General features: G+C 33.0%; 25 protein-coding genes. 10 read left to right on the top strand and 15 right to left on the bottom strand.

Features of this window, described 5'->3' with window-relative positions:
• Positions 1-116 precede the first annotated feature (116 nt).
• Positions 117-1,751: an ABC-F family ATP-binding cassette domain-containing protein gene (locus tag BIW12_RS01515; RefSeq protein ID WP_071183493.1), complete on the top strand. Its 1,635-nt coding sequence runs from the start codon at positions 117-119 to the stop codon at positions 1,749-1,751.
• 70 nt (positions 1,752-1,821) lie between these two features.
• Here BIW12_RS01515 and BIW12_RS01510 read toward each other — a convergent pair whose 3' ends face one another.
• Positions 1,822-2,124, bottom strand: coding sequence for a GNAT family N-acetyltransferase (locus tag BIW12_RS01510; RefSeq protein WP_232227121.1), 303 nt, complete (start codon positions 2,122-2,124; stop codon positions 1,822-1,824).
• A 268-nt stretch (positions 2,125-2,392) separates the two neighbouring features.
• On the opposite strand from BIW12_RS01510, the gene BIW12_RS01505 reads away from it, so the two are divergent.
• Entirely contained in the window at positions 2,393-3,085 is a 693-nt protein-coding gene (locus BIW12_RS01505) for an alpha/beta hydrolase family protein (protein ID WP_071183492.1), read from the top strand.
• A 113-nt stretch (positions 3,086-3,198) separates the two neighbouring features.
• On the opposite strand, the gene BIW12_RS01500 is transcribed toward BIW12_RS01505, so the two are convergent.
• A complete protein-coding gene (locus tag BIW12_RS01500; protein ID WP_071183491.1) occupies positions 3,199-3,714 on the bottom strand; it encodes a hypothetical protein in 516 nt (171 codons plus the stop codon).
• A gap of 167 nt (positions 3,715-3,881) precedes the next feature.
• Here BIW12_RS01500 and rpmH point away from each other — a divergent pair, with 167 nt between their 5' ends.
• Together rpmH and carB are read left to right on the top strand one after the other, a co-directional pair.
• Positions 3,882-4,043 carry a 50S ribosomal protein L34 gene (gene rpmH / locus BIW12_RS01495; RefSeq protein ID WP_008464848.1) on the top strand — a complete coding sequence of 54 codons (162 nt, stop codon included), beginning with the start codon at positions 3,882-3,884 and terminating at the stop codon, positions 4,041-4,043.
• A 162-nt stretch (positions 4,044-4,205) separates the two neighbouring features.
• Positions 4,206-7,061: a carbamoyl-phosphate synthase large subunit gene (carB, locus tag BIW12_RS01490; RefSeq protein ID WP_071183490.1), complete on the top strand. Its 2,856-nt coding sequence runs from the start codon at positions 4,206-4,208 to the stop codon at positions 7,059-7,061.
• A gap of 410 nt (positions 7,062-7,471) precedes the next feature.
• Here carB and BIW12_RS01480 read toward each other — a convergent pair whose 3' ends face one another.
• The 11 genes from BIW12_RS01480 to BIW12_RS16540 all read right to left on the bottom strand — a co-directional run bounded on the left by BIW12_RS01480 (position 7,472) and on the right by BIW12_RS16540 (position 18,505).
• Positions 7,472-8,389 carry a 6-phosphogluconolactonase gene (locus BIW12_RS01480; protein ID WP_071183488.1) on the bottom strand — a complete coding sequence of 306 codons (918 nt, stop codon included), beginning with the start codon at positions 8,387-8,389 and terminating at the stop codon, positions 7,472-7,474.
• Positions 8,390-8,661: 272 nt separating this feature from the next.
• Entirely contained in the window at positions 8,662-9,285 is a 624-nt protein-coding gene (locus BIW12_RS01475; RefSeq protein WP_071183487.1) for a uracil-DNA glycosylase family protein, read from the bottom strand.
• A 495-nt stretch (positions 9,286-9,780) separates the two neighbouring features.
• On the bottom strand, positions 9,781-10,728 hold the full coding sequence (locus BIW12_RS01470; protein ID WP_071186054.1) for a homocysteine S-methyltransferase family protein: 948 nt from the start codon (positions 10,726-10,728) through the stop codon (positions 9,781-9,783).
• 108 nt (positions 10,729-10,836) lie between these two features.
• On the bottom strand, positions 10,837-11,511 hold the full coding sequence (locus BIW12_RS01465) for a TIGR02117 family protein (RefSeq protein WP_071186052.1): 675 nt from the start codon (positions 11,509-11,511) through the stop codon (positions 10,837-10,839).
• 250 nt (positions 11,512-11,761) lie between these two features.
• Positions 11,762-13,738: a KUP/HAK/KT family potassium transporter gene (locus BIW12_RS01460; RefSeq protein WP_071186050.1), complete on the bottom strand. Its 1,977-nt coding sequence runs from the start codon at positions 13,736-13,738 to the stop codon at positions 11,762-11,764.
• Between the two features lie 118 nt (positions 13,739-13,856).
• Positions 13,857-15,236: a hypothetical protein gene (locus tag BIW12_RS01455; RefSeq protein WP_071183486.1), complete on the bottom strand. Its 1,380-nt coding sequence runs from the start codon at positions 15,234-15,236 to the stop codon at positions 13,857-13,859.
• Positions 15,237-15,415: 179 nt separating this feature from the next.
• A complete protein-coding gene (locus tag BIW12_RS01450; RefSeq protein WP_071183485.1) occupies positions 15,416-15,868 on the bottom strand; it encodes a sensor of ECF-type sigma factor in 453 nt (150 codons plus the stop codon).
• A gap of 19 nt (positions 15,869-15,887) precedes the next feature.
• Positions 15,888-16,307, bottom strand: a complete 420-nt coding sequence (locus BIW12_RS01445) for a hypothetical protein (RefSeq protein WP_071183484.1) — start codon at positions 16,305-16,307, stop codon at positions 15,888-15,890.
• 33 nt (positions 16,308-16,340) lie between these two features.
• Positions 16,341-16,883, bottom strand: a complete 543-nt coding sequence (locus BIW12_RS01440; RefSeq protein ID WP_071183483.1) for an RNA polymerase sigma factor — start codon at positions 16,881-16,883, stop codon at positions 16,341-16,343.
• 62 nt (positions 16,884-16,945) lie between these two features.
• Positions 16,946-18,058, bottom strand: a complete 1,113-nt coding sequence (locus tag BIW12_RS01435) for an SRPBCC family protein (RefSeq protein WP_071183482.1) — start codon at positions 18,056-18,058, stop codon at positions 16,946-16,948.
• A gap of 258 nt (positions 18,059-18,316) precedes the next feature.
• The gene (locus BIW12_RS16540; protein ID WP_071183481.1) at positions 18,317-18,505 is read right to left on the bottom strand and encodes a hypothetical protein; all 189 of its coding nucleotides are present in this window, start codon (positions 18,503-18,505) and stop codon (positions 18,317-18,319) included.
• A gap of 80 nt (positions 18,506-18,585) precedes the next feature.
• Here BIW12_RS16540 and BIW12_RS01425 point away from each other — a divergent pair, with 80 nt between their 5' ends.
• A complete protein-coding gene (locus tag BIW12_RS01425) occupies positions 18,586-18,975 on the top strand; it encodes a pyrophosphohydrolase domain-containing protein (RefSeq protein ID WP_071183480.1) in 390 nt (129 codons plus the stop codon).
• Between the two features lie 130 nt (positions 18,976-19,105).
• Here BIW12_RS01425 and BIW12_RS01420 read toward each other — a convergent pair whose 3' ends face one another.
• Entirely contained in the window at positions 19,106-20,173 is a 1,068-nt protein-coding gene (locus BIW12_RS01420; RefSeq protein WP_071183479.1) for a branched-chain amino acid aminotransferase, read from the bottom strand.
• 298 nt (positions 20,174-20,471) lie between these two features.
• Between BIW12_RS01420 and mnmD the strand changes: the two genes are divergently transcribed.
• The 3 genes from mnmD (at position 20,472) to BIW12_RS01405 (ending at position 21,901) form a co-directional block, all read left to right on the top strand.
• Positions 20,472-21,131 (top strand): tRNA (5-methylaminomethyl-2-thiouridine)(34)-methyltransferase MnmD, encoded by a 660-nt coding sequence (gene mnmD / locus BIW12_RS01415; protein ID WP_071183478.1) that lies wholly within the window; start codon positions 20,472-20,474, stop codon positions 21,129-21,131.
• Positions 21,132-21,269: 138 nt separating this feature from the next.
• Positions 21,270-21,467 carry a hypothetical protein gene (locus tag BIW12_RS01410; protein WP_071183477.1) on the top strand — a complete coding sequence of 66 codons (198 nt, stop codon included), beginning with the start codon at positions 21,270-21,272 and terminating at the stop codon, positions 21,465-21,467.
• Positions 21,468-21,700: 233 nt separating this feature from the next.
• A complete protein-coding gene (locus BIW12_RS01405) occupies positions 21,701-21,901 on the top strand; it encodes a hypothetical protein (protein WP_071183476.1) in 201 nt (66 codons plus the stop codon).
• Positions 21,902-21,931: 30 nt separating this feature from the next.
• Here the strand turns inward: BIW12_RS01405 and BIW12_RS01400 are convergent, their stop codons facing one another.
• Positions 21,932-22,873 (bottom strand): LysR substrate-binding domain-containing protein, encoded by a 942-nt coding sequence (locus tag BIW12_RS01400; protein WP_071183475.1) that lies wholly within the window; start codon positions 22,871-22,873, stop codon positions 21,932-21,934.
• A 239-nt stretch (positions 22,874-23,112) separates the two neighbouring features.
• Here BIW12_RS01400 and BIW12_RS01395 point away from each other — a divergent pair, with 239 nt between their 5' ends.
• Positions 23,113-23,397 carry a hypothetical protein gene (locus tag BIW12_RS01395; protein ID WP_071183474.1) on the top strand — a complete coding sequence of 95 codons (285 nt, stop codon included), beginning with the start codon at positions 23,113-23,115 and terminating at the stop codon, positions 23,395-23,397.
• Positions 23,398-23,472: 75 nt separating this feature from the next.
• Positions 23,473-25,110, top strand: coding sequence for a SulP family inorganic anion transporter (locus BIW12_RS01390; RefSeq protein WP_071183473.1), 1,638 nt, complete (start codon positions 23,473-23,475; stop codon positions 25,108-25,110).
• The last annotated feature ends 13 nt before the right edge of the window (positions 25,111-25,123 follow it).

The raw sequence follows: 25,123 nt of genomic DNA, 5'->3' as shown, positions 1-25,123 counted from the left end.
TTTTGGAAAGTGAAATTACAATTGTCTAATTGTTTAATTAAGCTATCTTTGCATTTTTAATTTTTTTAGAATTTTGAAACTTCTTGCTTCTGACTTCTAACCTCTAACTTCAAACAATGATTACAATTAATGACATATCCGTGCAATTTGGCGGAACAACTTTATTTAGTGATGTTTCTTTTGCTATCAATGAGAACGATAAAATTGCCCTAATGGGTAAAAATGGTGCTGGAAAATCAACTTTGCTGAAAATTATTGCAGGAAATAGTAAGCCTTCAACGGGAAATATTTCGGCTCCTAAAGATGCGGTTGTGGCTTATTTGCCGCAGCATTTGTTGACTACAGACGGGGCAACGGTGATGGAAGAGGCTTCAAAAGCTTTTTCGGAAGTTTTTAGCATGAAAGCTGAAATTGACGAAATCAATGAGCAATTAACTATTCGTACCGATTACGAAAGCGACGATTATATGAAATTAATCGAAAGAGTTTCAGACTTAAGTGAGAAATTTTATGCTATCGAAGAAATTAATTACGAAGCTGAAGTAGAGAAAATCCTGAAAGGTTTGGGGTTTGTGAGTGAGGATTTTACACGCCAAACATCTGAGTTTTCAGGAGGATGGAGAATGCGTATCGAATTAGCGAAAATCTTATTGCGTAAACCCGATTTGATTTTGCTGGATGAGCCAACGAACCATATGGATATTGAAAGTATTCAGTGGTTAGAAGATTTTTTGATTAATTCGGCTAAGGCGGTGGTGGTTATTTCTCACGATAGGGCTTTTGTTGATAATATCACCAATCGTACTATTGAGGTAACAATGGGTAGGATTTACGATTATAAGGCGAAATATTCGCATTATTTAGAATTGCGTAAAGACCGTAGAATTCATCAGCAAAAAGCATACGACGAGCAACAAAAAATGATTGCAGATAACCGTGCTTTTATCGAGCGTTTTAAAGGAACTTTCTCTAAAACTGATGCGGTTCAGTCTCGTGTTAGAATGTTAGAAAAGTTAGAGATTGTTCAGGTGGATGAAGTAGATACTTCGGCTTTGAGATTGAAATTTCCTCCAGCTGCGCGTTCAGGGCAATATCCTGTTGTGGTTAAGGATTTGGCTAAATCTTACGGAGATCATGTGGTGTTTAAAGATGCCAATATTGTTATTGAAAGAGGTCAAAAAGTAGCTTTTGTAGGTAAAAATGGTGAAGGAAAATCTACGATGATTAAAGCCATCATGAAAGAAATTGGAATTGATGGTGGAAGCGTGGAAATTGGTCATAATGCTCAAATTGGGTATTTCGCTCAAAATCAAGCGTCATTATTAGATGAAAATGCTACTATTTTTGAAACGATTGATGCTATTGCTGTGGGTGATATCAGAACGCAAATCAAAAATATCCTGGGAGCATTTATGTTTCAGGGAGATGATATTACTAAGAAAGTAAAAGTGCTTTCAGGAGGGGAAAAAACACGTTTGGCAATGATTAAATTGTTGTTGGAACCTGTGAATTTGTTGATTCTGGATGAGCCTTCAAATCACCTGGATATGAAAACCAAAGATATTATTAAAGATGCTTTGCGTGATTTTGATGGAACTTTAATTCTGGTTTCTCACGATCGTGATTTCCTGGATGGTTTAGCAACTAAGGTTTTTGAATTTGGAAACAAAAGAGTAGTAGAGCATTTTGAAGATATTACTGGTTTCTTGGCGCACAAGAAAATGGATAGTATGAAAGAAATAGAAAAATAATTTTTTGAAATAAGTTTATAAAGGCATGAGTTGATTCTTATGCCTTTTTTTATTGCCTTTTGCAGAACAATTAAATTCTAATTCCTGGAGGGAGTAATTCTTTATAGGAAGGGTTCTTTTTGAAAAACTGAACTATTCTTGGGTAGGTAGGAACTATTTTGAGTCGTTGTTCGATGGCATTGTCTAAGATAGTTTTAATTAGGTTATCGATAAATTCTTCGTTTTTGAATTCTTCGGGAGTGTTTATTCTGGTTAGGAATATTTTTCTTTCCTGGAGAGAATATTCAATGGTGATAAGTCCTTCTGCTGTTGTGGTTTCAAATTGTCTTGCAAAACTGTTGTCTTTGACTTCTATTGTTGTAATTGGTTCCATAACTTTTATTTTTAAATTTAGGCTAAAAGGATTAGGCTTGGGGATTTTTTAGGGATACCCAATTTTTATAAACGAACCATTTGGTAGTGATTTTTAGAATAGATTTTGGAAGTGCAAAGTTAAGTGTTTGATAATCAAAATCAAATTGTTTTGGTGTTTCATTTTGTTATTAGTGAAGAAGGGTAGTTTTCTTGTGTGTAAAATTAGGTGTGCTGTATAAAAAACTTTAAATTAGTTTTTTAAGCAATATGAAATTTGAATTCTAAATATGAGTAAGATTCCAGTTTATTTTATGCCAGGATTAGCGGCAAATCCTTTGATTTTTGAAAGGATTAAGCTTGATGACACTCTGTTTGAAGTTCATTATTTAGAATGGGAAATTCCTAAGCCCAAAGAATCTTTAGGGGATTATGCTAAACGAATGGCATTAAAAATAAAAGAAGAAAATCCTGTTTTGATAGGCGTTTCTTTTGGCGGAATTGTGGTGCAGGAAATTGCAAAGTTTATTTCTGTCAGAAAACTGATTATTATTTCGAGTGTAAAAACAAAGTTCGAGTTTCCCGGACGAATCAGGTTTGCAAGAAAAACATTGGCGTATAAGTTGATTCCAATGCGTTTGATATTGCATTTTGGGAAGTTGGCGCAATTTGTATTTGGAGAGAAATTCTCGAATAGAATGAAATTGTATGATACTTTTTTATCGGTTAGGGATATTGGGTATTTGAATTGGGCGGTTGAGAAAGTAGTGCTTTGGAACTGTACAGTGGCTGATGAGCGCGTGATTCACATTCATGGTGATAAAGACTGGATGTTTCCTATTAAGAATATAGAGAAATGTATTGTTGTAGAAGGAGGGACTCATGTGATGATTTTTACCAAATACCGTTGGTTTAATACTCACTTATCTGATATTATTTTAGGGAGTAGTTTTAAAAATTCCAATCCTGAAGTTTCGGGATAAAATTTCAAATTTCAGTTTTTAGAGAGAAATTTTAATCAGATTGCTTCCTTCTTTGTAAAAAAAATCCCAAACTCTTAGAGTTTGGGATTTTGATATTGTTGTTTCAGAAAAAATTAGATTTTCTTCATTTGTTCTTTCATCATGTTGATTTGATCTTTCAACATATTTTGTTTGTCCAGCTTTTTAACTTCGCTAATCAAATTAGTTGCTTCTAATTTTCTACGGCGAGACAAGGCGATTCCTGCAAGATTTAATTTAGCTACAGCCAAATCCATATCCATAGACAATCCTAGTTCGATAGCTTTTTTGAAATATTTTTCAGACTGATTTATATTTGTTTGCGAAAGCATAATTCCGTGAAGATAGTTGAAGTATCCTTGTTGCTTTCTTATTAATGCCGATTCAGGATTTTTAATATGAGAAAGCCATTTTTGAGCACCTTCAAAATCTTGTTTTCTTAGTTTTAAGAAAGCCAGTAAGATGAATTCGTTTCTATAATAAAGAAAAACCGGGATTGCAGTTAGTAATAGTAAGAAGATTCCGTTTCCGATATTATTCTCTGTGAATTGCCAAATACTAGTAATTACGATAAGTCCGGCAATAATAAGTTTGATATTCTTGTTTAACATGATGGGTATATAATTTGTGTTTGCAAATATAGTAAAAGGAATTAAAAATATTTTTATAAAACTTCTTGCCAGAAAAAAAAGTCTTTGTATATTTGCACTCGGTTTTGGAATAACCACTATTTGAAAATAAAAAGATACATATAAATAAGTTTTAAAGATACAAAGCAATGAGCAAAAGAACGTTTCAACCATCGAAAAGAAAAAGAAGAAATAAACACGGATTTATGGACAGAATGGCTTCTGCTAATGGAAGAAAAGTTCTTGCGCGTAGAAGAGCTAAAGGAAGACATAAATTAACTGTTTCTAGCGAACCTAGACACAAAAAATAATGTTTGTATAAACATAAATAAGGGCGTTACTTTTTTTAGTACCGCCCTTTTTTATACCTTGTCGAAAATAAAACTCAAACTTAAGATTTATAGTGAGTTGCGTCATTTTAAACGGATAGTATTGAGAAATAAAAAACTTGAAAAAACAATAATTACATCATAATGCCAAAAGACACTTCAATAAAATCAGTTTTAATTATAGGTTCAGGTCCTATCGTTATTGGTCAAGCTTGCGAATTTGATTACGCAGGATCACAATCAGCACGTTCTATTCGTGAAGAAGGAATTGAGGTTATCCTTATTAATTCGAACCCTGCTACAATTATGACCGACCCTTCTATGGCGGATCATATTTATTTGAAGCCTTTAACTACAAAATCGATCATTGAAATCCTGAAAGAGCATCCGCAAATTGATGCTGTATTGCCTACAATGGGAGGACAAACAGCTCTTAACTTGTGTTTAGAGGCTCAGGAAAAAGGAATTTGGGATGATTTTGGGGTAAGATTGATTGGGGTTGATGTTAATGCCATTAATATTACTGAAGACAGAGATCAGTTTAAAGATCTTTTAAAGAAAATAGGTGTACCTACAGCTCCTGCTGAAATTTGTACTTCTTATTTAAGAGGAAAAGAAATTGCTCAGGAATTTGGTTTTCCATTAGTAATCCGTCCTTCGTTTACGCTTGGAGGAACAGGAGCTTCTATCGTTTACAAGCCAGAAGACTTTGATAGATTGTTAACTGCAGGACTTGAAGCATCGCCAATTCACGAAGTTTTGATTGACAAAGCTTTGATGGGATGGAAAGAATATGAATTAGAGCTTTTAAGAGATAAGAATGATAATGTTGTAATTATCTGTTCTATCGAAAATATGGATCCAATGGGAATTCATACCGGAGATTCAATTACAGTAGCGCCAGCGATGACATTATCGGATACTACTTTCCAAAAATTACGTGATTACGCTATCCTGATGATGCGTAGTATTGGAAATTTTGCCGGAGGATGTAATGTACAGTTTGCGGTTTCTCCTGACGAAAAAGAAGATATCGTAGCTATCGAAATCAACCCTCGTGTATCTCGTTCATCAGCTTTAGCTTCTAAAGCAACAGGTTATCCAATTGCAAAAATTGCATCTAAATTAGCTTTAGGGTATAACTTAGACGAGTTACAAAACCAAATTACAAAATCTACTTCGGCTTTATTCGAGCCAACATTGGATTATGTAATTGTAAAAATACCACGTTGGAACTTTGATAAATTTGAAGGTTCTGACAGAACTTTAGGACTTCAAATGAAATCAGTAGGTGAGGTAATGGGTATTGGACGTTCGTTCCAGGAAGCTTTACACAAAGCCACTCAATCATTGGAAATCAAAAGAAATGGTTTAGGAGCTGACGGAAAAGGATATACTAATTACGAACAAATCATTGAAAAACTAACTTATGCAAGTTGGGATCGTGTTTTTGTAATTTATGATGCTATCGCAATGGGAATTCCGTTGAGCCGTATCCACGAAATTACTAAAATCGATATGTGGTTCTTGAAACAATACGAAGAATTACATACACTTGAGAAAGAAATTGCTAAATATACAGTTGCAACTTTGCCAAAAGAATTGTTGCTTGAAGCGAAACAAAAAGGTTTTGCCGACAGACAAATTGCGCACATGATGGGATGTATGGAAAGCGAAGTTCACGCTTTACGTATGACCATGAACATTAGCCGTGTATTCAAACTGGTTGATACCTGTGCGGCTGAGTTTAAAGCAAAAACACCATACTATTATTCAACTTTTGAAGCTGAGATTGAAAAAGCAGACGGAACTCGTTATGTAGATAATGAAAGTGTAGTAACTGATAAAAAGAAAATCATTGTTTTAGGTTCAGGACCAAACCGTATCGGACAAGGAATTGAGTTTGATTACTCTTGTGTACACGGAGTTTTGGCTTCTAAAGAATGTGGTTACGAAACTATCATGATTAACTGTAACCCTGAAACGGTTTCGACTGACTTTGATACAGCTGATAAATTATACTTTGAACCAGTATTCTGGGAACATATTTACGACATTATCCAACACGAAAAACCGGAAGGTGTTATCGTTCAGTTGGGAGGTCAAACAGCTTTGAAATTAGCTGAGAAATTGTCTAAATACGGTGTGAAAATCATCGGAACTAGTTTTGATGCACTGGATTTAGCTGAAGACAGAGGACGTTTCTCTGACTTATTGACCGACTTGAAGATTCCTTTCCCTAAATTCGGAATTGCTGAAACAGCTGACGAAGCTTCGGCTTTAGCAGACCAATTGGATTTCCCATTATTGATTCGTCCTTCTTATGTATTGGGTGGTCAGGGAATGAAAATTGTAATCAACAAACAAGAATTAGAAGAGCACGTTGTTAACTTGCTAAAAACAATTCCGGGGAACAAATTACTTTTAGACCACTATTTAGATGGAGCTATCGAAGCAGAAGCAGATGCTATTTGTGACGCTGATGGAAATGTTTACATCATCGGAATTATGGAGCATATCGAGCCTTGTGGAGTTCACTCCGGAGATTCTAATGCAACCTTGCCTCCTTTTAACTTAGGAGAGTTTGTGATGCAACAAATCAAAGATCACACACAAAAAATTGCTGTAGCTTTGAAAACAGTTGGTTTAATCAATATCCAGTTTGCTATCAAAGATGATACGGTTTACATCATCGAAGCTAATCCAAGAGCGTCTCGTACCGTTCCATTTATTGCAAAAGCTTACGGAGAGCCTTATGTAAACTATGCAACTAAGGTAATGTTAGGACACAGTAAAGTAACTGATTTTGATTTTAATCCACAATTAAACGGATTTGCCATCAAACAACCGGTATTCTCTTTCAGTAAATTTCCTAACGTAAACAAAGCTTTAGGACCTGAGATGAAATCAACAGGAGAAAGCATCTTGTTTATTGATGACTTAAAAGACGATCAATTCTACGAATTGTATTCTAGAAGAAAAATGTATTTGAGTAAATAATCTCAGATTCTAAATATAGAAATAGGCTGTCCCACAAAGACAGCCTATTTTTTTGTTTTAAATTTTTGGAGCAGACATTCAATCTATTTAAGAAACTAAGTTCCTGCTGTTCGCTATATTCCCGATAACAAAAACTACGGCAAAAAATGCCTTGTTTTTCTAAATCGGGAGATACCGCTGCCATCAGGGCTAGATAGTATGATTGTTTTTCATAATGAAAACCCCAGCCAGTTTTGTCATTCCGAAGAATGAGGAATCTCATAAAGTAACTCGGTAAAATTACAAATCCGTGTTACAAGGAATGTTTTAGTGTGATTGCGTCGCTATCGCTCGCAATGACTTAAACCGCCTGGTGTGTCATTGCTTCATTCCGATAACTATAGGAATGAAGTGTTTTAAAATCTTCTCTATTACAAACCTAAATTAGGCAATACAAAAGATTTAGTATTAGGATGTAGCCTTATCCATAATCCCGGATTGGTATTTAATTGAAGTACTGCTTCTTCTTTATTGGAACTCAGCTGGGTATTAAGCACATTTGCGTAAGTTTTAATTTTAGAAGGAGCAGAATCGGCATCGACTACGGATTGAACAATCTTTTTGGCTTGTAATATCGCAGCTGGGCCTAAGGTGAGAATATACTCAGCAGATCTACATTCTTTTTCATCACTTTCATTTACAAGGCTTCCACCAGCTTTAAATTTGCTAATATGGTGCTCTAAAATAGTACTGGATATTGGGATTATCCCTGCAATATGATGGCTTTGTGCTCCAGAGAAAGGTTTAATATAAGCAAGATGTGATGCTTGATTTTCTTCCGGGCCATGACCAATAAAAAAGATATCCAAACCACCTAATTCTTCCAATTTTGTCAAATATTCTACGAGTGCCGACTCTATATCTTTGGTATCTGTTCGCATTGGGGTAAAGCTTTTTATTTTTTTGAAAAAAGCATCCCCTAAAATACGTTCAAAATCCCTGACAAAACTAAAACTATTATCCATGCTCAAAGGCGCAAGGGCATCCTGGGTGAAAACATTGAGTCTGGCAAGTAGATCGTCCTGTTGTGATGACTTAGCCAGTTCTCCCAGCAAACGATGCAATTCCTGAGCACCTCTACCGCCAAGAAGCGCAATATTAATATCACCTTCTTTTGATTTTACAGTGCTATAAAGTTCATTTAGCATTGCCTGACCCACTTCGGCCTCACTACTAAGCACAGTGGGGGTAATGCCATGATCCGTAAAATTAAATCCTTGTTCGCGCTCTTGAGACAACCAGATGTTATTGTTGTCTTCATATCTCGTAAATTTTGAGTTGATTGTCATTGTATTATTATTTATTCTGATTTTTTACTATAAAGTATGCATGGACTTTTATAATGATCTTTGTTAAGAACTAAGTTCACAGCCGCAAAGTTAGAAACTTTGCGGAGTTGGTTGTAACTAATTTTCAACACTCCAACTATCCACAAACTTGTCCTGCTGACGGAGGAAGCATCTTCGTGAGTAACTGGACAAAGTATATTATTTTGTCCAGTTTTTATTGATTATTTGCTCACTGTTGTGGGCACGGAAAGCATTTCCGCGCTTTTCTGGTTTTAACTGAATAGCAACTTTTTATATTGAGTATCTTTTGTTTCGTTTTTATCACGACTTCTTGTTGCGGGATACAATAGATAAATTTCGATTTCTCTTTTTCCTATTTTATAAATTAATTTTTGTCCGTTAGCAGAAATACTGTCTTCAATAATTGATAATTTATTTTGTTCAATCTTACATTTTAGAATTTCAAATGCCAATTTGTAAGTGCAACAAACTCTTCTTAAACTTTCATTTTCAATTATAACTTTATCTAATTTGCCATTTTCTACAATATTTTCGACGCAAATTAAATCATTGTCTTTCGTTGAGTTTTTCATTCGGCTTATTTTTGAGAAAATATCCAAAAAGCCAATTTTTTTTTCTTTTGAAAAATTTTCCTTATCAATTTTATTTTGTTCAGGAGATATTTCAGCGCATTTCGTTTTTGTTTTTTTTAGTTTATTCCATTCTGGAAAGATATTTTCCATTCTGTTCCAAAAATGATTTCTGGTTGAAGAATAAAAGAAAAAATGATCATCACTTTCATAGACTTCTTTTGGAGGAAATGTTCCAACAATAAGAGTTTTAATTCCATTCTGTATGAACCCAATTTCTATAGGATGATTTTCTACTTCTCTCATTTTAAAATATAGTTCTGAGCTTTCTGCTAACTCGTTTATATCCGAAACAAACCTTCGTATATACATCCAAAATCGGGTAGATTGGCGAAGTTTTATTTCGTTTTATTCTTTTTTCAAATATAGAAATTAAATCTTACAAACCACAACTTTACTCTTTTTGATTATTTATGTTTTTTGTGCTCCTCTCAGTAAAATAAGGCTTCCGAAGCAAAAATAATATTTCACGAATCTGCCAAAGTCAGATAAAATTTGTGTAATTTATTTTAGAATTAATATTGATGTTATTTCGTGTAATTGCTTCGCTTATTCGTTATCACTCGGGTCGTGGCAAAAATAAAACTCGTGAGTTTACCTTGTTACAAAAAGGATTTTCGATATCTTTTAGAGTCAATACTTTTGTCAGTCTGTCCCCAAGTTTCGGGTAATGCCATTAAGTTAAGGGATTGTAATTTTGTGTTTAAACCATCCCTCCTCTGGAGGAGTGTGTTATGCTAATTAATCGGTTTGTTTGATTTGAATTGCAATTGCCTTAATATGTTCTTCATCAGTTCCACAACAGCCCCCAAATACATTCAAATGCTTAAAGCTCTTTTTTAATTTCTTATGTTCCATGCCTAACTCTTGAGGATTTCCTCTATCTAGCTCGGTAGCTTCATCTAATTCTGAATGACTTTTACAGGAGGCGTTTGCTCTAATGCCCTTAATTCTGGAAGTCCACTCTTTGTTGCCTTTTTGAAGCTCATGAAAAAAATGTGTAGGATGAGCACAGTTAATCATATAATATATTGGCGGATTCAATGTACTATTGTCAACTTGTTTAATGGCTTCTTTTAAGTCCATTCCGCTAGGAAGTTTGCCGTCGGTTTCAACGGTAAAAGAAATTACAGTAGAGAGCTTGTTCGCATTTGCTGCAAGCGTTATGCCAATCGCTTCTTCAACATAATTCATTGTAATGGCAGAAATAACATCAACAGCTGTTTGACTAAGAATGTCTATTTGAGTTGAATGGTATTTTTGAGCTTCTTCTGCTGTCATTTTGTTTTCAGATTTGTATCCATCTCCTCGCGGTCCAATACATCCACTAATGAGGATATTGTTAATCTTGTTTTTAAATTCATTTTTTAAGTCAACCATAAGCAAGATTGCTTTGTTGTTAATTTCTGAAATTGATGACTTTGAATAACCTATGGTTTCTATCCAGTCGGGATTGGCACGCCAGGTAGGACTTTCTAAAATGAAATTCATTTCCATTTTCTCCGCAATATTTAAATAGCTTTTGTAGTAGTCCTTCAATACATTGTATCCTTGTTCGTCCTTTAATAAATCAAAAGCAGCAAAGGAAGGAAGTTTTAAGCCTTTTAAGAAAATTAGCGTTGTTTCCAAGCCTCCATCAGTTAAAAATAAATCTGAAGTTTTATGTGGTAGTTGTTTGCTATCTATCATGGTTTTAATTTTTTGCATTAACGTTTTGGTGATACAGTGGTTAAAAACCGATATTCAAAGCCGCAAAGTTGGAAATTTACCGAATCTGGATTTTTTTATATTTTAGTTTTATTTGTATTTCGAAAAAATTCCTGAATCGGTTGCTGTCCACAAACAGCATTTTTGACCACAGGCTTTTAGTGCGCTATTAGTCCAACTGTTACAGGTTTTAAAGATGCTATAACTTCCGTTTGCTTCATAAAAAGCATCGGTTTTACCATAATTAGCATCGGTTATTATTGGAATAAAATTACCCGAAGCATCTTTTTGAAAACTATTGGTAATATAAGTAATCAGGCGTTGGTATTGTTCTTTACTAATACGCATTGATTTGCAGTCGTTGCCTAATTTCATTTGCTTGTAATAAGTTGCATGAATAGCAGTGGTGCTTAATCCTGATACTGCCTTAAGTGCAACCGAAGCTTTTAGGTCAGACCATTCAGGAGTTTCCAGATAAAATCCTTTATCTCCCCAGCCCATCGCAATATAGTTGTAAGTGGAATCAGCCGCTTGGGTGTTTTTAAATTGAATTTGTTGACTCCAATCCATTTGCTCGCTTATTGTAGGCATTACAATATCGGTATGTACACCATTTGTCAGGATAAAAATTTCAACTTCCGGTTTTGTATCCGTTTCTTTTTCAATTGTTATTTTCGAAAGGAGGTAGGCTACGATTACGTACAGTAAAATAAGTCCCAAAAGGAATAAAACTAATTTTAAAAGAATTTTAAATGTATTTTTCAAGTTAATTTTTGATTGAAATTTAACCAAATTTAATTAAATAATTATGACTGTCCGCTAAGCGGACTAAATAAAAAAACAGGTCACAATCCCGATAGCTATCGGGACTGATTGAACAGATTTTCACTGATTATTATATGAAAATTTGTTTTTATCAGTTTAAATCTGTGTTATCCGTGTGTCATTTTCAAAATTGGTACAGTAACGGATTGTTATATAAAAAAAAGCTCCAAAATTGGAGCTTTTATTGATTCTAAAGATGTATTTCTCTCGGTTCTAAACGAGTTAAGTCCATATTTTCCGGAGTATGAAGTATCATTGGGAATTTTTCTATTTTCACCGAACTACTATCCAATCCAAAGGCACTTTCTTCGGATAAACTTAATTTCTTGATTAGGAAGTACGAATTCATGATGATGTTTTCGTGCCATTTTATATCGTTATCATTCGATAAAAATTTCTCTGAAAGCACAAATTTAAAGTCGCCAATAATGTTGTTCTTGTTCAGTGATTCATAACGGCTTCTAATATCTACTTCGCCATTTTTAACCATGTCTTTAATAACTTCTTTAAACATCAGGTTGATTTTTGTAGGTTCTCTAAATCCTAAATTAAAGTCAACACGATACATATCGTCTTTAAGTATTTCGGTCACTCTATACTCCGTTTTATAGGGTTCGGTCAGGATATTTACGTGTACAAACCAATAGATATCGGCTCTTTTAGGTCTTTTTTGAAGGATAGAGTACATTACTTTTTCTTCTATTTCATCAACTCTTCCGGCATTAGTCATATAAACTAAATGGGTGGCATATTTAGGAATACTCATGTCTACGCTTAACTCGCTCAATACTTTTATATAATCTTGAACTTTGACAATTTTAGTGTAGCTTTTAGTAATTTTTTTGGCTGTAAACCAAATTGACATTATCGAAATTAAAACAATTGCAATAATTAAGGTTACATAACCTCCATCGGCAAATTTAGTGATATTAGCGGCTAAAAAGCTTAATTCGATTAATAGGTAAATGGTAATTAATGGCACCATAAAGTACAATTTTACTCTTTTCATTATCAAATAAAAATTGAGTAAAATGGTGGTCATGATCATACATAAAATAATGGCTAAACCATAAGCATGCTCCATATTGCTGGATTCTTCAAAATGCAGAACGATTCCAACGCAACCTAAGAATAACAACCAGTTGATGGACGGAATATACAATTGTCCCTGTAATTCGGTTGGGTAATTGATTTTTACCTTTGGCCAAAAATTAAGTCGCATGGCCTCGTTTATTAAGGTGAACGAACCACTAATTAAAGCCTGTGAAGCAATAACTGCCGCTGTTGTTGCAATTACAATTCCGAAAGGCTGAAACCAATCGTCCATTATCAAATAGAAAGGATTTCCGTTTTTTCCGCCTAAACTTTGTAATGTTTCTCCTTCGTTAGTAATAAGGTAAGCTCCTTGTCCAAAATAGTTTAAGACCAAGGTTGATTTAACAAAAAGCCAACTGATACGGATGTTTTTTCTTCCGCAATGTCCCATGTCTGAATATAGTGCTTCGGCTCCTGTGGTACATAAAAAGACAAATCCAAGTACAAAAAATCCATCGGGATGAATTGTCAATAAATGATAAGCGTAGTATGGGTTGAAGGCTTTGAATACTTCGGGATGTTTAGCTATTTGAATAATACCTAATATACCAAGCATACTAAACCAGATAAGCATCATTGGAGCAAAGAATTTACCAACGAGTTTGGTTCCGAATTGTTGAATGGTAAAGAGTACAAATAAGATTCCGATAACAATGGGTACCGTGTTTATTTCAGGGTAATAGGTTCTAATACCTTCTACTGCAGAAGAAACCGAAACGGGAGGAGTTATAATTCCGTCGGCTAACAAGGCGCTACCTCCAATGATGGCGGGTACAATGAGCCATCTGATTTTGGTTTTTTTTACTAAGGCATACAGGGCAAAAATTCCACCTTCACCATGGTTGTCAGCATTTAAAGTAATGATAACGTATTTGATGGTAGTTTGCAAAGTTAGTGTCCAAAATACTGCTGATATTCCTCCCAGAACTTCATCGGCATTGATGGTGTGAGTTCCTAAAATAGCTTTCATTACGTATAGTGGAGAAGTACCAATATCACCGTATATAATTCCTAATGTAATTAATAAGCCTCCTAGCGTTAATTTGCTGTGTAAAGTTCTGTGTGCGCTCATGAATAATTTGGTAAAGGCATCAAATTTACTCATTTTTAAGTAAATCAAAACTTATTTATTTTAAAAAACAAAAAAACACGACCAATTGATCGTGTTTTAATAATAGCAGTTTATTTTGTTAGATTCTTCGGTTGTTATTTCTGGAAGAATTGTTGTTTTCCTGATTAGAACCTCTGCTTCTGCCAGATTCAGCTCTTTGTGGGGCAGCAGCCGGAGTGCTTGGTCTTGAATATGTCTCTCTGCTTTGACTGTTATCTCTTGTACTTTGTGCTGCTCTTTGTGAGCTGCTTTCTTGTCTGGGAGCATAAGATCTTGTTGACGGATTTTGCTGTGATGATGCGTTTTGTCTTGAATTTTCTGAGTTGTTTTGATTGTATGTTTTGCCAGATCCGCCTTGAGCTGAGTTTCCTCTAGAATAATTGTTATTACTATTGTTATTGTATGTTTTATTCGATTCTGTTTGTACTTTATTTCCTCTCGAATAATTACTATTACTATTGTATGTTCTATTAGGTTCAGTTTGCACTTTATTCTCTCTCGAATAATTGCTATTATTATTACTATTGTAATTTCTAGAGTTGTTGTTTTGTCTGGAAGCGGCTAATCGGTTATCATTATAGTCTCTTGTTGTGTTTTGTCTGGCTGTACTGCTGTTAGTTCTGTTTTGAGTATAATCTCTTGGTGTTTCTCTTCTTTGCGGAGCATTGTATTGTCTTCCGGTTGAATTCCTGCTATTTGAATAGTTGTTACTATATCTGGAACCTCTTCTTTGATCTAATTCGTAACGATTAGTATAATTGCTGTATCTTCTTGAAAAAGCATAGTTTGGATAACGTCTTTCATAAGCATAGGAACGTCTGGTGTTGTAAAGAGAAATGGCAATATTACTTCTTCTATAGCTTACATAATTGTAATAGTTGTTAAAATTTACACATAAATTAATATTGTTTCTGTATCTATATATAGGATAGGGTCTCCAGGCATAGTAGTATGACGGATAGTAATTCCAATACCAGTTAGATACATAAGGACGATAATTACTAGCCCAGAAAGAAGCATAAATTAATGGTGTAGTATAATAAACGGGTTCGTAAATGTAATTAGGTCCATACATATATTCGTTACCAATAAATTGTACTTGTACACTATTGTTGTTTCTTTCAATATCGATTGTTGCTACGTCCTGATAAACATCGCGATCTAAAACCGATTGAATAATTACTACGTGGGTATTGTATTCTACTGATTCTATTACACGCAAGTAATCGACTTCATTATCATTATTTAAGTCTAAATTAGAAATTTGTAGTTCAGGGTCGTTTAAACGTCTTTCAAAATCTTCTAGATTTCTGGAGTCTCCAAAAATAGATGCAACCGCTCTTAAATCGAGGTTGTCGCTAATTTCGTTACTCATTGCGTTTACTGAGCTTCTTTGAGCTTCTGTTTGTATGCTAAAAAAAGAAGCTATAAGGCTTAAGAATATTATTTTATTTTTCATGGCGACTGTATTTTTACATTTGATAATTTGCAATATCCAATTACTGTGCCAATTAATTTGAAGTGCTTTTGTATTTGAAAGATGCGCTATAATAACGCATAAATTAAGCTTATAGTATCAATGAAAAAGCCGTCTCGTTTTTTTTTAACAAGACGGCTTTTGCTGTATTTTTTAATGTTTTATCTTCTTTTTGATCTGTCTCCGTATTGTTGGAGTAATTTTCGATTAAAATCGTCTTCGGCTTTTTTTAATTTAATGATTTTTGTTGCCGGTAAAATAGCTCTTAGACTCTTGCTGAATTTTTTTCGCAATGAAAATAATTCCTCGTCGGTGGCTTCCATTTGCGAAAGCAGTAAAGCAGCATCTTTTTCACTCATTTTGCTGAGTGCATCATCACTGAATTTATGCTTATAGGTTTTCATTTTTTGATGTCTTATTTCAAATTGTTTGTTATCATAAGCATTGTAAAGAGGCCAGAATTTTTCTGACTCCTGAGAACTCAGATTGAGTTCAGTAGTTAAAAAAGCAACTTTTAAGGATTTAATTTGTTCCTTTTTATCGTTGAAATTTTCCTGAGCATAGAAGCTTAAAGAAAATAATAATAGTAGTGGTAAAATTTTTTTGAAATTCATCTTCTGCATTTTTATAATATTATTCAATAATATAATGTTCTAAATTGTTGTTGTTTATTAAGATTTCCTCAATAGTATTGTCTTCTAAAACAATATTTGTAGTGGTGTTAATGTTGTCAATATCTTCTTCGTCCAGTTCGTTAATTAAATCATATTGATTTACATTAGACTGATAACTTAAGTAATTTTCTAAAGTTACCGTATCAATTTCATTGGAACGGCTCGCATTATTTATAAGTGTTGGTATTGCTAAAGCTAAAACAAAAACAGCGGCAACCATCATAATAATTGTTTTTTTTCTTTGAAACAGCGAGATGGTTTTGGGTTCGTTTTTAGGCAATTGTTCGAGTAGATTTGCCGAGAAATTTTCGAAAAAATCATCCGGTGCTTTGAATCCTGACTCGATTTTAGGGTTGGTATTTAATTTGAATTCTTTCATGATAGCTATTTGACTAAATTAAATTGAAAAGGTTTAATTTGTGGTTAAAAGTGCTTCGATTTTTTTTACTGCATGATGGTAAGAGGCTTTTAGCGCACCCGCTGATGTGCCCAGAATTTCTGAGATTTCTTCGTATTTTAATTCTTCAAAATATTTCATTTTAAATACTAATTGTTGTTTTTCAGGAAGTGTTGCAATGGCTTTGTGCAACGCAATCTGAATGTCGTTTCCATCAAAATAAACATCGGCTTTAAGGTTGTCTATTGCTTTGTTTTGTAATGTTTCGGACGAAATTCCGCTTTTTTTAGCTTTTTGATTTAAAAAAGTCAAAGCTTCATTAGTAGCAATGCGGTACATCCAGGAAAATAATTTGCTTTCGCCTTTAAAGTTTTTAAGATTTTGAAAAACTTTAATAAAGGTATTTTGTAAAACGTCGGCGGCATCATCATGATCTAAAACGATGTTCCGAATATGATTGTACAACGGTTTTTGATAGGTATGCAACAATTTTTGAAAAGCATCGTTTTGCGTTTTCGGGTTTAACAATTGTTGTATGAATTCCTTTTCGTCCAGCAAGTTTTTTTATTAGGTTAGATACAATAAGTTACCCTAAGGTTTAATTGGTAAAAAAAGATTTTTTAAAATTCAGATTCTTCTTCCGGTTTTGGGTGAGATTCTACTGGAGGAATTTCGTTCGTTTCAGCTGGCTTATAAGTTTGCACCGGAGGAATTACTTTTGGTACAATAGGGATATAAACTTCAGTAAGCCATTTGGATGGGTTTTTGATTTCGTTTTTCCCCGAAGCATAAATTTCTAAATGTGAAAAAACAGGATTTGGAGTTAATTTATTCTGATTCAGATAATTTTCTGTTTTAGCATAAGCTGTTTTTAAGTGCGAATAGTCTCCTGTTAAACTGGTTTTTGCAGCTTCAAATGCATCCAGTTTTCCGGCTACAATATCACTTCCTGCACTTAAAAATATAGCGTCTTTAATACTTATACCAATTGTGATTTTAGCAAGCCCTTTTGCTGTATCATAAGTGTGGTAAAGGATAAAAGGTTTTCCGTTGATAACAATATTATTTTTTTCGCAAAAAGTAGTCAGCTTAGGAATTACAATTTTGAAGTTTTTGTTTATTTTGACTAGTTCACTGGTAAAAGTTTGTCCAATATAGTTCATAATTGGTTTTTTAACCACACCGTTGTTAACAGTCGAAAAAGTATTGATTTCGTAATCAAGTGCTTTGTCAAGATTCGCCAAACTTTTTTCGTAAATAGTCCCGATAATTTTATCTGCACCACCATTTAAAGCTGAATAAATTTTAAAGAAAAAGCTCATTTTTCCTTTGGTTTTCCAGGTTACTTTTGTACCACCAATAGTATCTTTAAAATTCCAGTAAACAGTCGAATGAGTCCCTTCAAATTTCATGCTTTGTACGATGCTGTCATTTTCTAGTACTCTGATAGTACGCATTTCTCCAACACCGTCTTTTCCTTCCCAGTTAAAAGAAGCTCCCTTGCCAATAGTATTTTGTGGGTAGTTTATTTTTATTTCCGGATCTTCGGATGTCCATGAACCAAAATCACTCCAGTTTCTATAATCATTAACATAATTATAAACGGATGTTTTAGGAGAATTAATAATCTTACTTCTTTCTACAAGGAAATCCCCTTTTTGTGTAGCAACGAATATAGATGATGCGACTAAGCTAAGTAAAAACAGAAGAAAGATATATTTTAAAATTCTCATAATAAATTGATTATTTTCTGTTGTAAAGTTAGAAATTTTATCAATATCCGAAGCTATGAGCGTAAAAATTATAAAAAAAGGTCTTTAGCTGCTAAAAATGAAAAGAATTGTTGAATTTTTCCTAATTGAACTTTAAGCTTGAATAAGAAAAAATACAGCCGAGAAGTGTAGTTTTTTGAATAACTTGTTGTTTTTGTGTATGTTGTGTTTTTTGTTGTTCTTAGTGAAGTTTAAGATTCCTTATGTGAAATGATTCGATTAATGTTTGAAGAATATTTTTATCAGAAATAAAATTCCAATGAAAATAAAGAAACCAATTAAGATTTTATAATTTCCCTTGTAAAATACTTTGTGTGTTTTGATGTCTTTTCGATAAGAAAAAATCATAACAATAATAAAAGCTATTAAAAAACAGACCGCAAATACTAATTGACCTTGGCTAAACATAATTTAAAAAATTTATTGCAAAAATAGTCAAATGTTTAGGATTAGTTACTAATTTGCGTTTCATTTAATCAATAATAATTATGCAAAAGCAAATCGATTCGGTAAAAGAATTTCATACAGCATTTGGAATAGGACACAGTGAAAATCCTATTGCCGATTTAGGGGAAACAAAAAAAACGCTTCGTTACCATTTGATGAAAGAAGAAAACGAAGAATATCTGGAAGCGGTTAAAAACAATGATTTGGTTGAAATTGCAGATGCTTTGGGAGACATGATGTATATTTTGTGCGGAACAATTATTGAACATGGACTTCAGGACAAAATAGAAGCTGTTTTTGATGAAATTCAAAGAAGTAATATGAGTAAGCTGGGAGAGGATGGAAAACCTATTTATCGTGAAGACGGAAAAGTAATGAAAGGTCCTAATTATTTTAAACCCGATTTCTCTAAAATATTGAGTGATTTTTAAGTGGATTTTTCACCCTTTGAGGACGTGGAAAAGGAAAATTTAGGTTTAAAATTAATATAAACAGTATATAATAAAAAAGGCTATTTTCGAATTTGAAAATCGCCTTTTTCTATATTCAAAATGTATGAAATTATATTTTTACAGTCCAGCCAAAAGTATCTTCAGCTAATTTGTGTTGGATGTTTGTTAATTTCTCTTTTAATTGCAATGCGATAGAATTTTCTATTTTAGGTAATTCAAAATATTCGTCTTTGTATGCAAATCCTTTTATAGGGCTTACTACAGCAGCTGTTCCTGCACCGAAAATTTCTTTTAAGCTACCATTTTTTACTCCTTCAATTAATTCGTCAACAAGAATTGAACGAACTTCAATGTTGATTCCTTCTCTTTTTGCCATGTCAATAAGGCTTTTTCTGGTAACTCCGTCTAAGATTCTTTCGCTTGTAGGAGCAGTAATCAAAGTATCGTTGATTCTAAAAAACACATTCATTGTTCCGGCTTCTTCCAGTTTGGTATGCGTTGCGTCATCAGTCCAGATAACTTGTTGGTAACCTTCCTGATTGGCTAAAGTAGTAGGATAGAATTGTCCTGCGTAGTTACCACCGGTTTTTGCAGCACCAATACCACCATTAGCTGCTCTACTGTAGTGCTCAGCAATAAGTACCTTAACTTCTCCTGAATAATAAGCTTTTGCAGGAGATAAGATAATCATGAATTTATATTCGTCAGAAGGATTAGCAACAACACCAAAACCAGTCGCAATCATAAAAGGACGGATGTAAAGCGTGTTTCCTAAACCTTTTTTAATCCAGGCTTCATCTAATTTCAATAATTGGTTAAGACCTTCCATGAATAATTGTTCAGGAACTTCAGGCATTGCCATTCTAACGGCTGAACTGTTAAAACGTTTTATGTTTTCATCAGGTCTAAAAAGCCAAATAGCATCATTATCATCTTTGTAGGCTTTCATTCCTTCAAAAATAGTTTGTCCGTAATGAAAAACTCTCGATGAAGGATCCATCAGGAATGGAGCATAAGGTTTAATAGTTGGGTTTTGCCATTCTCCATTTTTATAATCACATTCAAATAAATGATCAGTGAATACAGAACCAAAGGTTAAGTTGTCAAAATCTACTTCGTTAATTTTTGTATTAGGTGCTTTTATAATTTCAATTTTGTTGGCTTGAGTTGTACTCATAATAATATGTTTTTTTATTTTTTTGAATGTATAAATGAAGCTTAAGTATAAAATTTCACTTTATGATGAACTAAACTTTGATTCCTGCAAAATTAAATAAAAAAGGACAAAATACTTGTCAAAATTTTAATAATTGTTACTATTGAATAGGATTTTCGTATATTCAAAAAAAAACTAAAAAAAAGACAATCATTTCTATCAAATATGCAATAAATCAAAGGAATTTGGACTTGAGTATGGCACTTTTTGAGTAAATTTGGTTGCTGTTTAAAGCAGATTAAAAAATTAGTTAAGAAAATTGAAAAGAGAAATTATACAAACTCAAGATGGTTCGACAACGATTCATTTAGAGGAATGGAATGAAAGTTATCATTCCAAACACGGTGCCATTCAGGAAGCCAAACATGTTTTTATTAAAAACGGACTTTCGTTATTTAAAAATAAAAAGCTATCTATTTTAGAAATAGGTTTTGGTACCGGATTAAATGCGTTTATTAGTTTCTTAGAAGCTCAAAAAATGAATCAAATTATTGATTATCTCGGAGTAGAAGCTTATCCTGTTGCTGCTGAGGAAATTTTAGCAATGAATTATGTTGATGAATTAGATGCCGGAGAGCAATTAGCGGTATTTGAGAAAATGCACCAATCGGCTTGGAATGAAAAAATAGTTTTGGATAATCATTTTTCATTAACTAAAAGGCAACAATTTTTTCAGGATATTGATGATGTGGCACAGTTTGATTTGATTTATTTTGATGCTTTTGGGTATCGGGTGCAACCCGAATTGTGGAGTACAGCTATTTTTCAAAAAATGTATGATGCCCTTAAAGAAAATGGTGTTTTAGTGACTTATGCGGCCAGAGGAGTAGTCAAGCGAAGTATGATAGAAGTAGGTTTCAGAGTAGAAAAGTTAGAAGGACCTCCGGGGAAAAGAGAGATGTTTAGAGCTTTTAAATAAAGTTTGAATAAAAAACAGCTTTTTGAAATTTAACATAATAATTTTTTAAAAATACCGTTAAATAGATGTAAAGTATATTTTTAATTCTTAATTTTACAAAGCCTTGAATTAATGTTTAATCATTAAAGTTAATCTATTATGACCAAAATAATGTTTGATTATACAAAATCGATATTAGAAAGAGTTAGTTTTGATCCGGTACTCTTTTGTAAAGAACTGGAAAAAGCGGTAAAAACACTTCTACCTTATGAGTTGGAACAGTTAAAAGAGTGGCTGATGTCTTTCATAATAGAGAAACCAGAGTTAAAACCATCTTTAGTGATAGTAAATATTTGAATAAAAAAGGAATCTGAAATGATTCCTTTTTTTATGAAATAAACTTTGTTTTTCTAAAATTATGAGACTTACTAAAGTAGTTTTGTTTTTGTAAGTTAAAAATTTCTAAATTTTTAAGAAAATGTAATTCATCGTTTTTTATGTGTTTTTTAACTGTTTTGGATTTGTGAGTTAAAGCCCGTTTTTTGTAAATTACAATACTTTAATTTAGATAACTTTTAAAACTTTTAGATATGCCAAGAATGATATATGATTATACGAAATCGATACTGGAAAGAGTTAGTTTTGCACCTGATTTGTTTGTGAAAGAACTGAAAAAGGCAGTTCGAAATTTATTGCCACATGAGATTGAACATCTCCAAAAATGGCTTTTATATTACACAAAAGAAAAACCCGAATTGCAAAAGTGTCTTTTTGTAGTAGAGAGAAACTAAAATCATCAAATAGAGTCAGGATACCTGACTCTATTTTTTTTGAAGTGGACTTATAATTTGTACATTTTGGAAAACGATAGCTCCTTTTACAACTCCCGCTATAGTGCTTCTTAATGCTTCAATAATTTGGATTTTTAATTCACTCTTTGGATAAATAAGGCTGACTTCTCTGGCGGGTTTAGGTTCTGTAAAATGACGCAGTTTTACTTTGTCGGATTCTTTTAAGTCTAAAGTGTGTAAATAAGGTAAAAGTGTGGTTCCTAACCCTTCATCGGCAAGTTTTATTAAGGTTTCAAAACTTCCGCTTTCTATTTGAAAATGATTTCCTTCGCTTCTTGTGTTGTTTTTGCAAAGATTTAAAATACCGTCTCTAAAACAATGTCCATCCTGTAATAAAAGAATTTCATCAAGATTTAAGTCTTCGACTTCAATTTCCTTTTTTTGAAAATTATGATGATTTTCAGGAATATAAGCTACAAATGGTTCAAAGTATAGTACAATTTCTTTGATTTTTTCTTCCATCAACGGTGTAGCGGCAATGGCTGCGTCTAAATGACCATTATTTAATTTGGTAATAATTTCTTCGGTATTTAACTCCTCAATAATGAGTTTTACTTTTGGATGTTTTTTGATAAAATTATTTAAAAACATAGGTAATAAAGTGGGCATAATAGTAGGGATGATGCCCAGTCTGAATTCGCCACCTATGAAGCCTTTTTGTTGTTCAACAATATCCTGAATTCTATCAGCTTCGTTAACAATATTTTTTGCCTGATTTACTATTTTTTGACCAATATCCGTTAGTTGGATGGGTTTTTTAGTTCGGTCGAAAATTTGAATATTTAATTCTTCTTCAATTTTTTGAATTTGCATACTCAGGGTAGGTTGAGTTACAAAACATTTTTCGGCAGCCAGTGTGAAGTTTTTGTGTTCGGCTACAGCCAAAACATATTTAAGTTGGGTAATAGTCATGGATAGAATTTTTTGATGCAAATATAAAAACAATCAATTTGTTTGATAGTAAAAAAATCTTTTTTATCAGTTTTTTTTAAGTGCAGAACAGTATGAATTGCGTCTTTTGTTTGTTTAATTTTCTGAAAGTAAGATTGTTATATTGGTTTTGTTGGTTTTTTGTTTGTTGCTGTTAATTTTTTTTAAAAAAACATTGGTTTTTTTAAAATTTATATTTTTTTAGGTTTATTTTTGTTTATATGAAATCAATAGCACTTTTATTTTTATTTGTATTCATAGCTTTTCTATCAACTCCTACCGTTGTGAAGTTGATAGAAAAGTCAACTGATGTTGCTGTTTTTTATAGTTTGTCTGACGAAGAACACGTAAAAAAAGAGACAAAACATTTAGTGTATATTGTAACTTCTAATCTAACTTTTAAGGTAAAAAAAACAGGACTTAGAAGTTTAATACTTTTTGAGAATTTGTCTAAACATGACAATGTTTTACGCTCTGTAGTTACGCCTCCACCCGATAGGATATAATACTTTTATAAAAAAATTAGGATTGTACATACAGTTTGTTGTGGTACAATTTAGTATAATTTATTCATTAGTATTATGACAAAAAAAACCAATCTTTTTGCCAACCTTAAATCTGATTTTGCATCTGGTTTAGTGGTTTTCTTGGTAGCCTTACCATTGTGTTTAGGTATTGCAATGGCTTCGGGGGCACCATTATTTTCGGGTATTATTGCTGGCGTTATAGGAGGAATCGTGGTTGGCTATTTAAGTCAATCTCATATTAGTGTTACCGGGCCGGCGGCTGGATTAACAGCAATTGTATTAACGGCAATAACTAATTTGGGAGCTTTTGATATTTTCTTGACAGCTGTTTTTATTGCCGGTTTTATTCAATTAGCGTTAGGTTTTCTTAAAGCAGGGAGTATATCTAATTATTTTCCAACTAATGTAATTGAAGGAATGCTTGCGGGTATTGGAATTATTATTATTCTAAAACAGCTTCCACATGCTTTTGGCTATGATGCCGATTTTGAAGGAGATCAATCCTTTGCTCAAGTTGATGGAAATAATACGCTGTCTTCATTATTTCAGATTTTCGATCATTTTCATTTAGGAGCAATAATTGTAAGTTTGTTTTCATTGGCAATACTTATTTCCTGGGACAAAGTGGCTTTTTTAAAGAAATTCAAACTAGTTCCCGGAGCATTAATAGCTGTAATTTTTGGTATTGCTTTGAACCAGATTTTTATCAATTCAGGGAGTTCATTAGCTATTACTAAAGAGCATTTAGTGTCTTTGCCTATACCGGAATCATTAGAGGATTTTAAGGCAATTATTGTAGTTCCTAATTTTTCGCAAATTATCAATCCTGATGTTTGGACTGTAGCTGTAACAATTGCTATTGTGGCATCAGTCGAGACTTTATTGTGTATTGAGGCTTCCGACAGATTGGATCAGCAAAAACGATATACTAATACCAATGTCGAGTTAAAAGCCCAAGGAATAGGAAATATAGTAAGTTCTCTTTTGGGAGGATTACCCATGACATCGGTAGTGGTTCGTTCTTCGGCAAATAGTAATGCAGGAGCCAAATCAAAAATGTCAACCATAATCCATGGGGTATTTTTATTATTGAGCGTTTTAATTATTCCCGCAATTTTAAATAAAATTCCATTGGCTACATTAGCTACAATTTTAATCTTAGTCGGCTACCGATTAGCCAAACCGGCTACAATTAAACATTTCTGGGAAAAAGGAAAATATCAATTTGTTCCTTTTATAGCGACGATGGTTGCTGTTGTAGTGACTGATTTGTTAAAAGGAGTAATGCTGGGAATTATTATTAGTGTGATTTTTGTTTTAAAAGGAAATCTAAAAAAAGCATACAGTTTCAAAAAAGAAGAATACGAAGACGGAGATATTATTCATATCGACTTAGCACAGGAAGTTTCTTTTTTAAATAAGGCCGCCATTAAGCAAACACTAAATGATATTCCTGAAAATTCAAGAGTTGTTATTAACGCTCATGATACAGAGTATATTGCTCATGATGTTTTGGATTTAATTCGTGAGTTTAAAGAAATACGAGCTCATGATCAAAATATCAAAGTAAAATTGAAAGGTTTTAAAAAGGCCTATCAGTTAGAGAATACGGATGAAGTTTCAAATCATGTAACAATTGAGCATTATTATGATGTAGCAAAACGAATGATGGTTAAAAGAGAAGTTTTTTAAAACAATAAAGAAT

Source organism: Flavobacterium commune, from assembly GCF_001857965.1.
In the GTDB taxonomy this organism is placed as follows: domain Bacteria; phylum Bacteroidota; class Bacteroidia; order Flavobacteriales; family Flavobacteriaceae; genus Flavobacterium; species Flavobacterium commune.
Note: the sequence above shows the minus strand (reverse complement) of the source record. Positions and strands in the feature narration are given on the sequence as shown.

What these genes read in the sequence shown, in the direction of transcription:
- BIW12_RS01515 (WP_071183493.1), top strand. Translation starts at nt 117, where the DNA reads ATGATTACAATTAATGACATATCCGTGCAATTTGGCGGAACAACTTTA.
- BIW12_RS01510 (WP_232227121.1), bottom strand. Translation starts at nt 2,124, where the DNA reads ATGGAACCAATTACAACAATAGAAGTCAAAGACAACAGTTTTGCAAGA.
- BIW12_RS01505 (WP_071183492.1), top strand. Translation starts at nt 2,393, where the DNA reads ATGAGTAAGATTCCAGTTTATTTTATGCCAGGATTAGCGGCAAATCCT.
- BIW12_RS01500 (WP_071183491.1), bottom strand. Translation starts at nt 3,714, where the DNA reads ATGTTAAACAAGAATATCAAACTTATTATTGCCGGACTTATCGTAATT.
- rpmH (WP_008464848.1), top strand. Translation starts at nt 3,882, where the DNA reads ATGAGCAAAAGAACGTTTCAACCATCGAAAAGAAAAAGAAGAAATAAA.
- carB (WP_071183490.1), top strand. Translation starts at nt 4,206, where the DNA reads ATGCCAAAAGACACTTCAATAAAATCAGTTTTAATTATAGGTTCAGGT.
- BIW12_RS01480 (WP_071183488.1), bottom strand. Translation starts at nt 8,389, where the DNA reads ATGACAATCAACTCAAAATTTACGAGATATGAAGACAACAATAACATC.
- BIW12_RS01475 (WP_071183487.1), bottom strand. Translation starts at nt 9,285, where the DNA reads ATGAGAGAAGTAGAAAATCATCCTATAGAAATTGGGTTCATACAGAAT.
- BIW12_RS01470 (WP_071186054.1), bottom strand. Translation starts at nt 10,728, where the DNA reads ATGATAGATAGCAAACAACTACCACATAAAACTTCAGATTTATTTTTA.
- BIW12_RS01460 (WP_071186050.1), bottom strand. Translation starts at nt 13,738, where the DNA reads ATGAGCGCACACAGAACTTTACACAGCAAATTAACGCTAGGAGGCTTA.
- BIW12_RS01455 (WP_071183486.1), bottom strand. Translation starts at nt 15,236, where the DNA reads ATGAAAAATAAAATAATATTCTTAAGCCTTATAGCTTCTTTTTTTAGC.
- BIW12_RS01450 (WP_071183485.1), bottom strand. Translation starts at nt 15,868, where the DNA reads ATGAATTTCAAAAAAATTTTACCACTACTATTATTATTTTCTTTAAGC.
- BIW12_RS01445 (WP_071183484.1), bottom strand. Translation starts at nt 16,307, where the DNA reads ATGAAAGAATTCAAATTAAATACCAACCCTAAAATCGAGTCAGGATTC.
- BIW12_RS01435 (WP_071183482.1), bottom strand. Translation starts at nt 18,058, where the DNA reads ATGAGAATTTTAAAATATATCTTTCTTCTGTTTTTACTTAGCTTAGTC.
- BIW12_RS16540 (WP_071183481.1), bottom strand. Translation starts at nt 18,505, where the DNA reads ATGTTTAGCCAAGGTCAATTAGTATTTGCGGTCTGTTTTTTAATAGCT.
- BIW12_RS01425 (WP_071183480.1), top strand. Translation starts at nt 18,586, where the DNA reads ATGCAAAAGCAAATCGATTCGGTAAAAGAATTTCATACAGCATTTGGA.
- BIW12_RS01420 (WP_071183479.1), bottom strand. Translation starts at nt 20,173, where the DNA reads ATGAGTACAACTCAAGCCAACAAAATTGAAATTATAAAAGCACCTAAT.
- BIW12_RS01410 (WP_071183477.1), top strand. Translation starts at nt 21,270, where the DNA reads ATGACCAAAATAATGTTTGATTATACAAAATCGATATTAGAAAGAGTT.
- BIW12_RS01405 (WP_071183476.1), top strand. Translation starts at nt 21,701, where the DNA reads ATGCCAAGAATGATATATGATTATACGAAATCGATACTGGAAAGAGTT.
- BIW12_RS01400 (WP_071183475.1), bottom strand. Translation starts at nt 22,873, where the DNA reads ATGACTATTACCCAACTTAAATATGTTTTGGCTGTAGCCGAACACAAA.
- BIW12_RS01395 (WP_071183474.1), top strand. Translation starts at nt 23,113, where the DNA reads ATGAAATCAATAGCACTTTTATTTTTATTTGTATTCATAGCTTTTCTA.
- BIW12_RS01390 (WP_071183473.1), top strand. Translation starts at nt 23,473, where the DNA reads ATGACAAAAAAAACCAATCTTTTTGCCAACCTTAAATCTGATTTTGCA.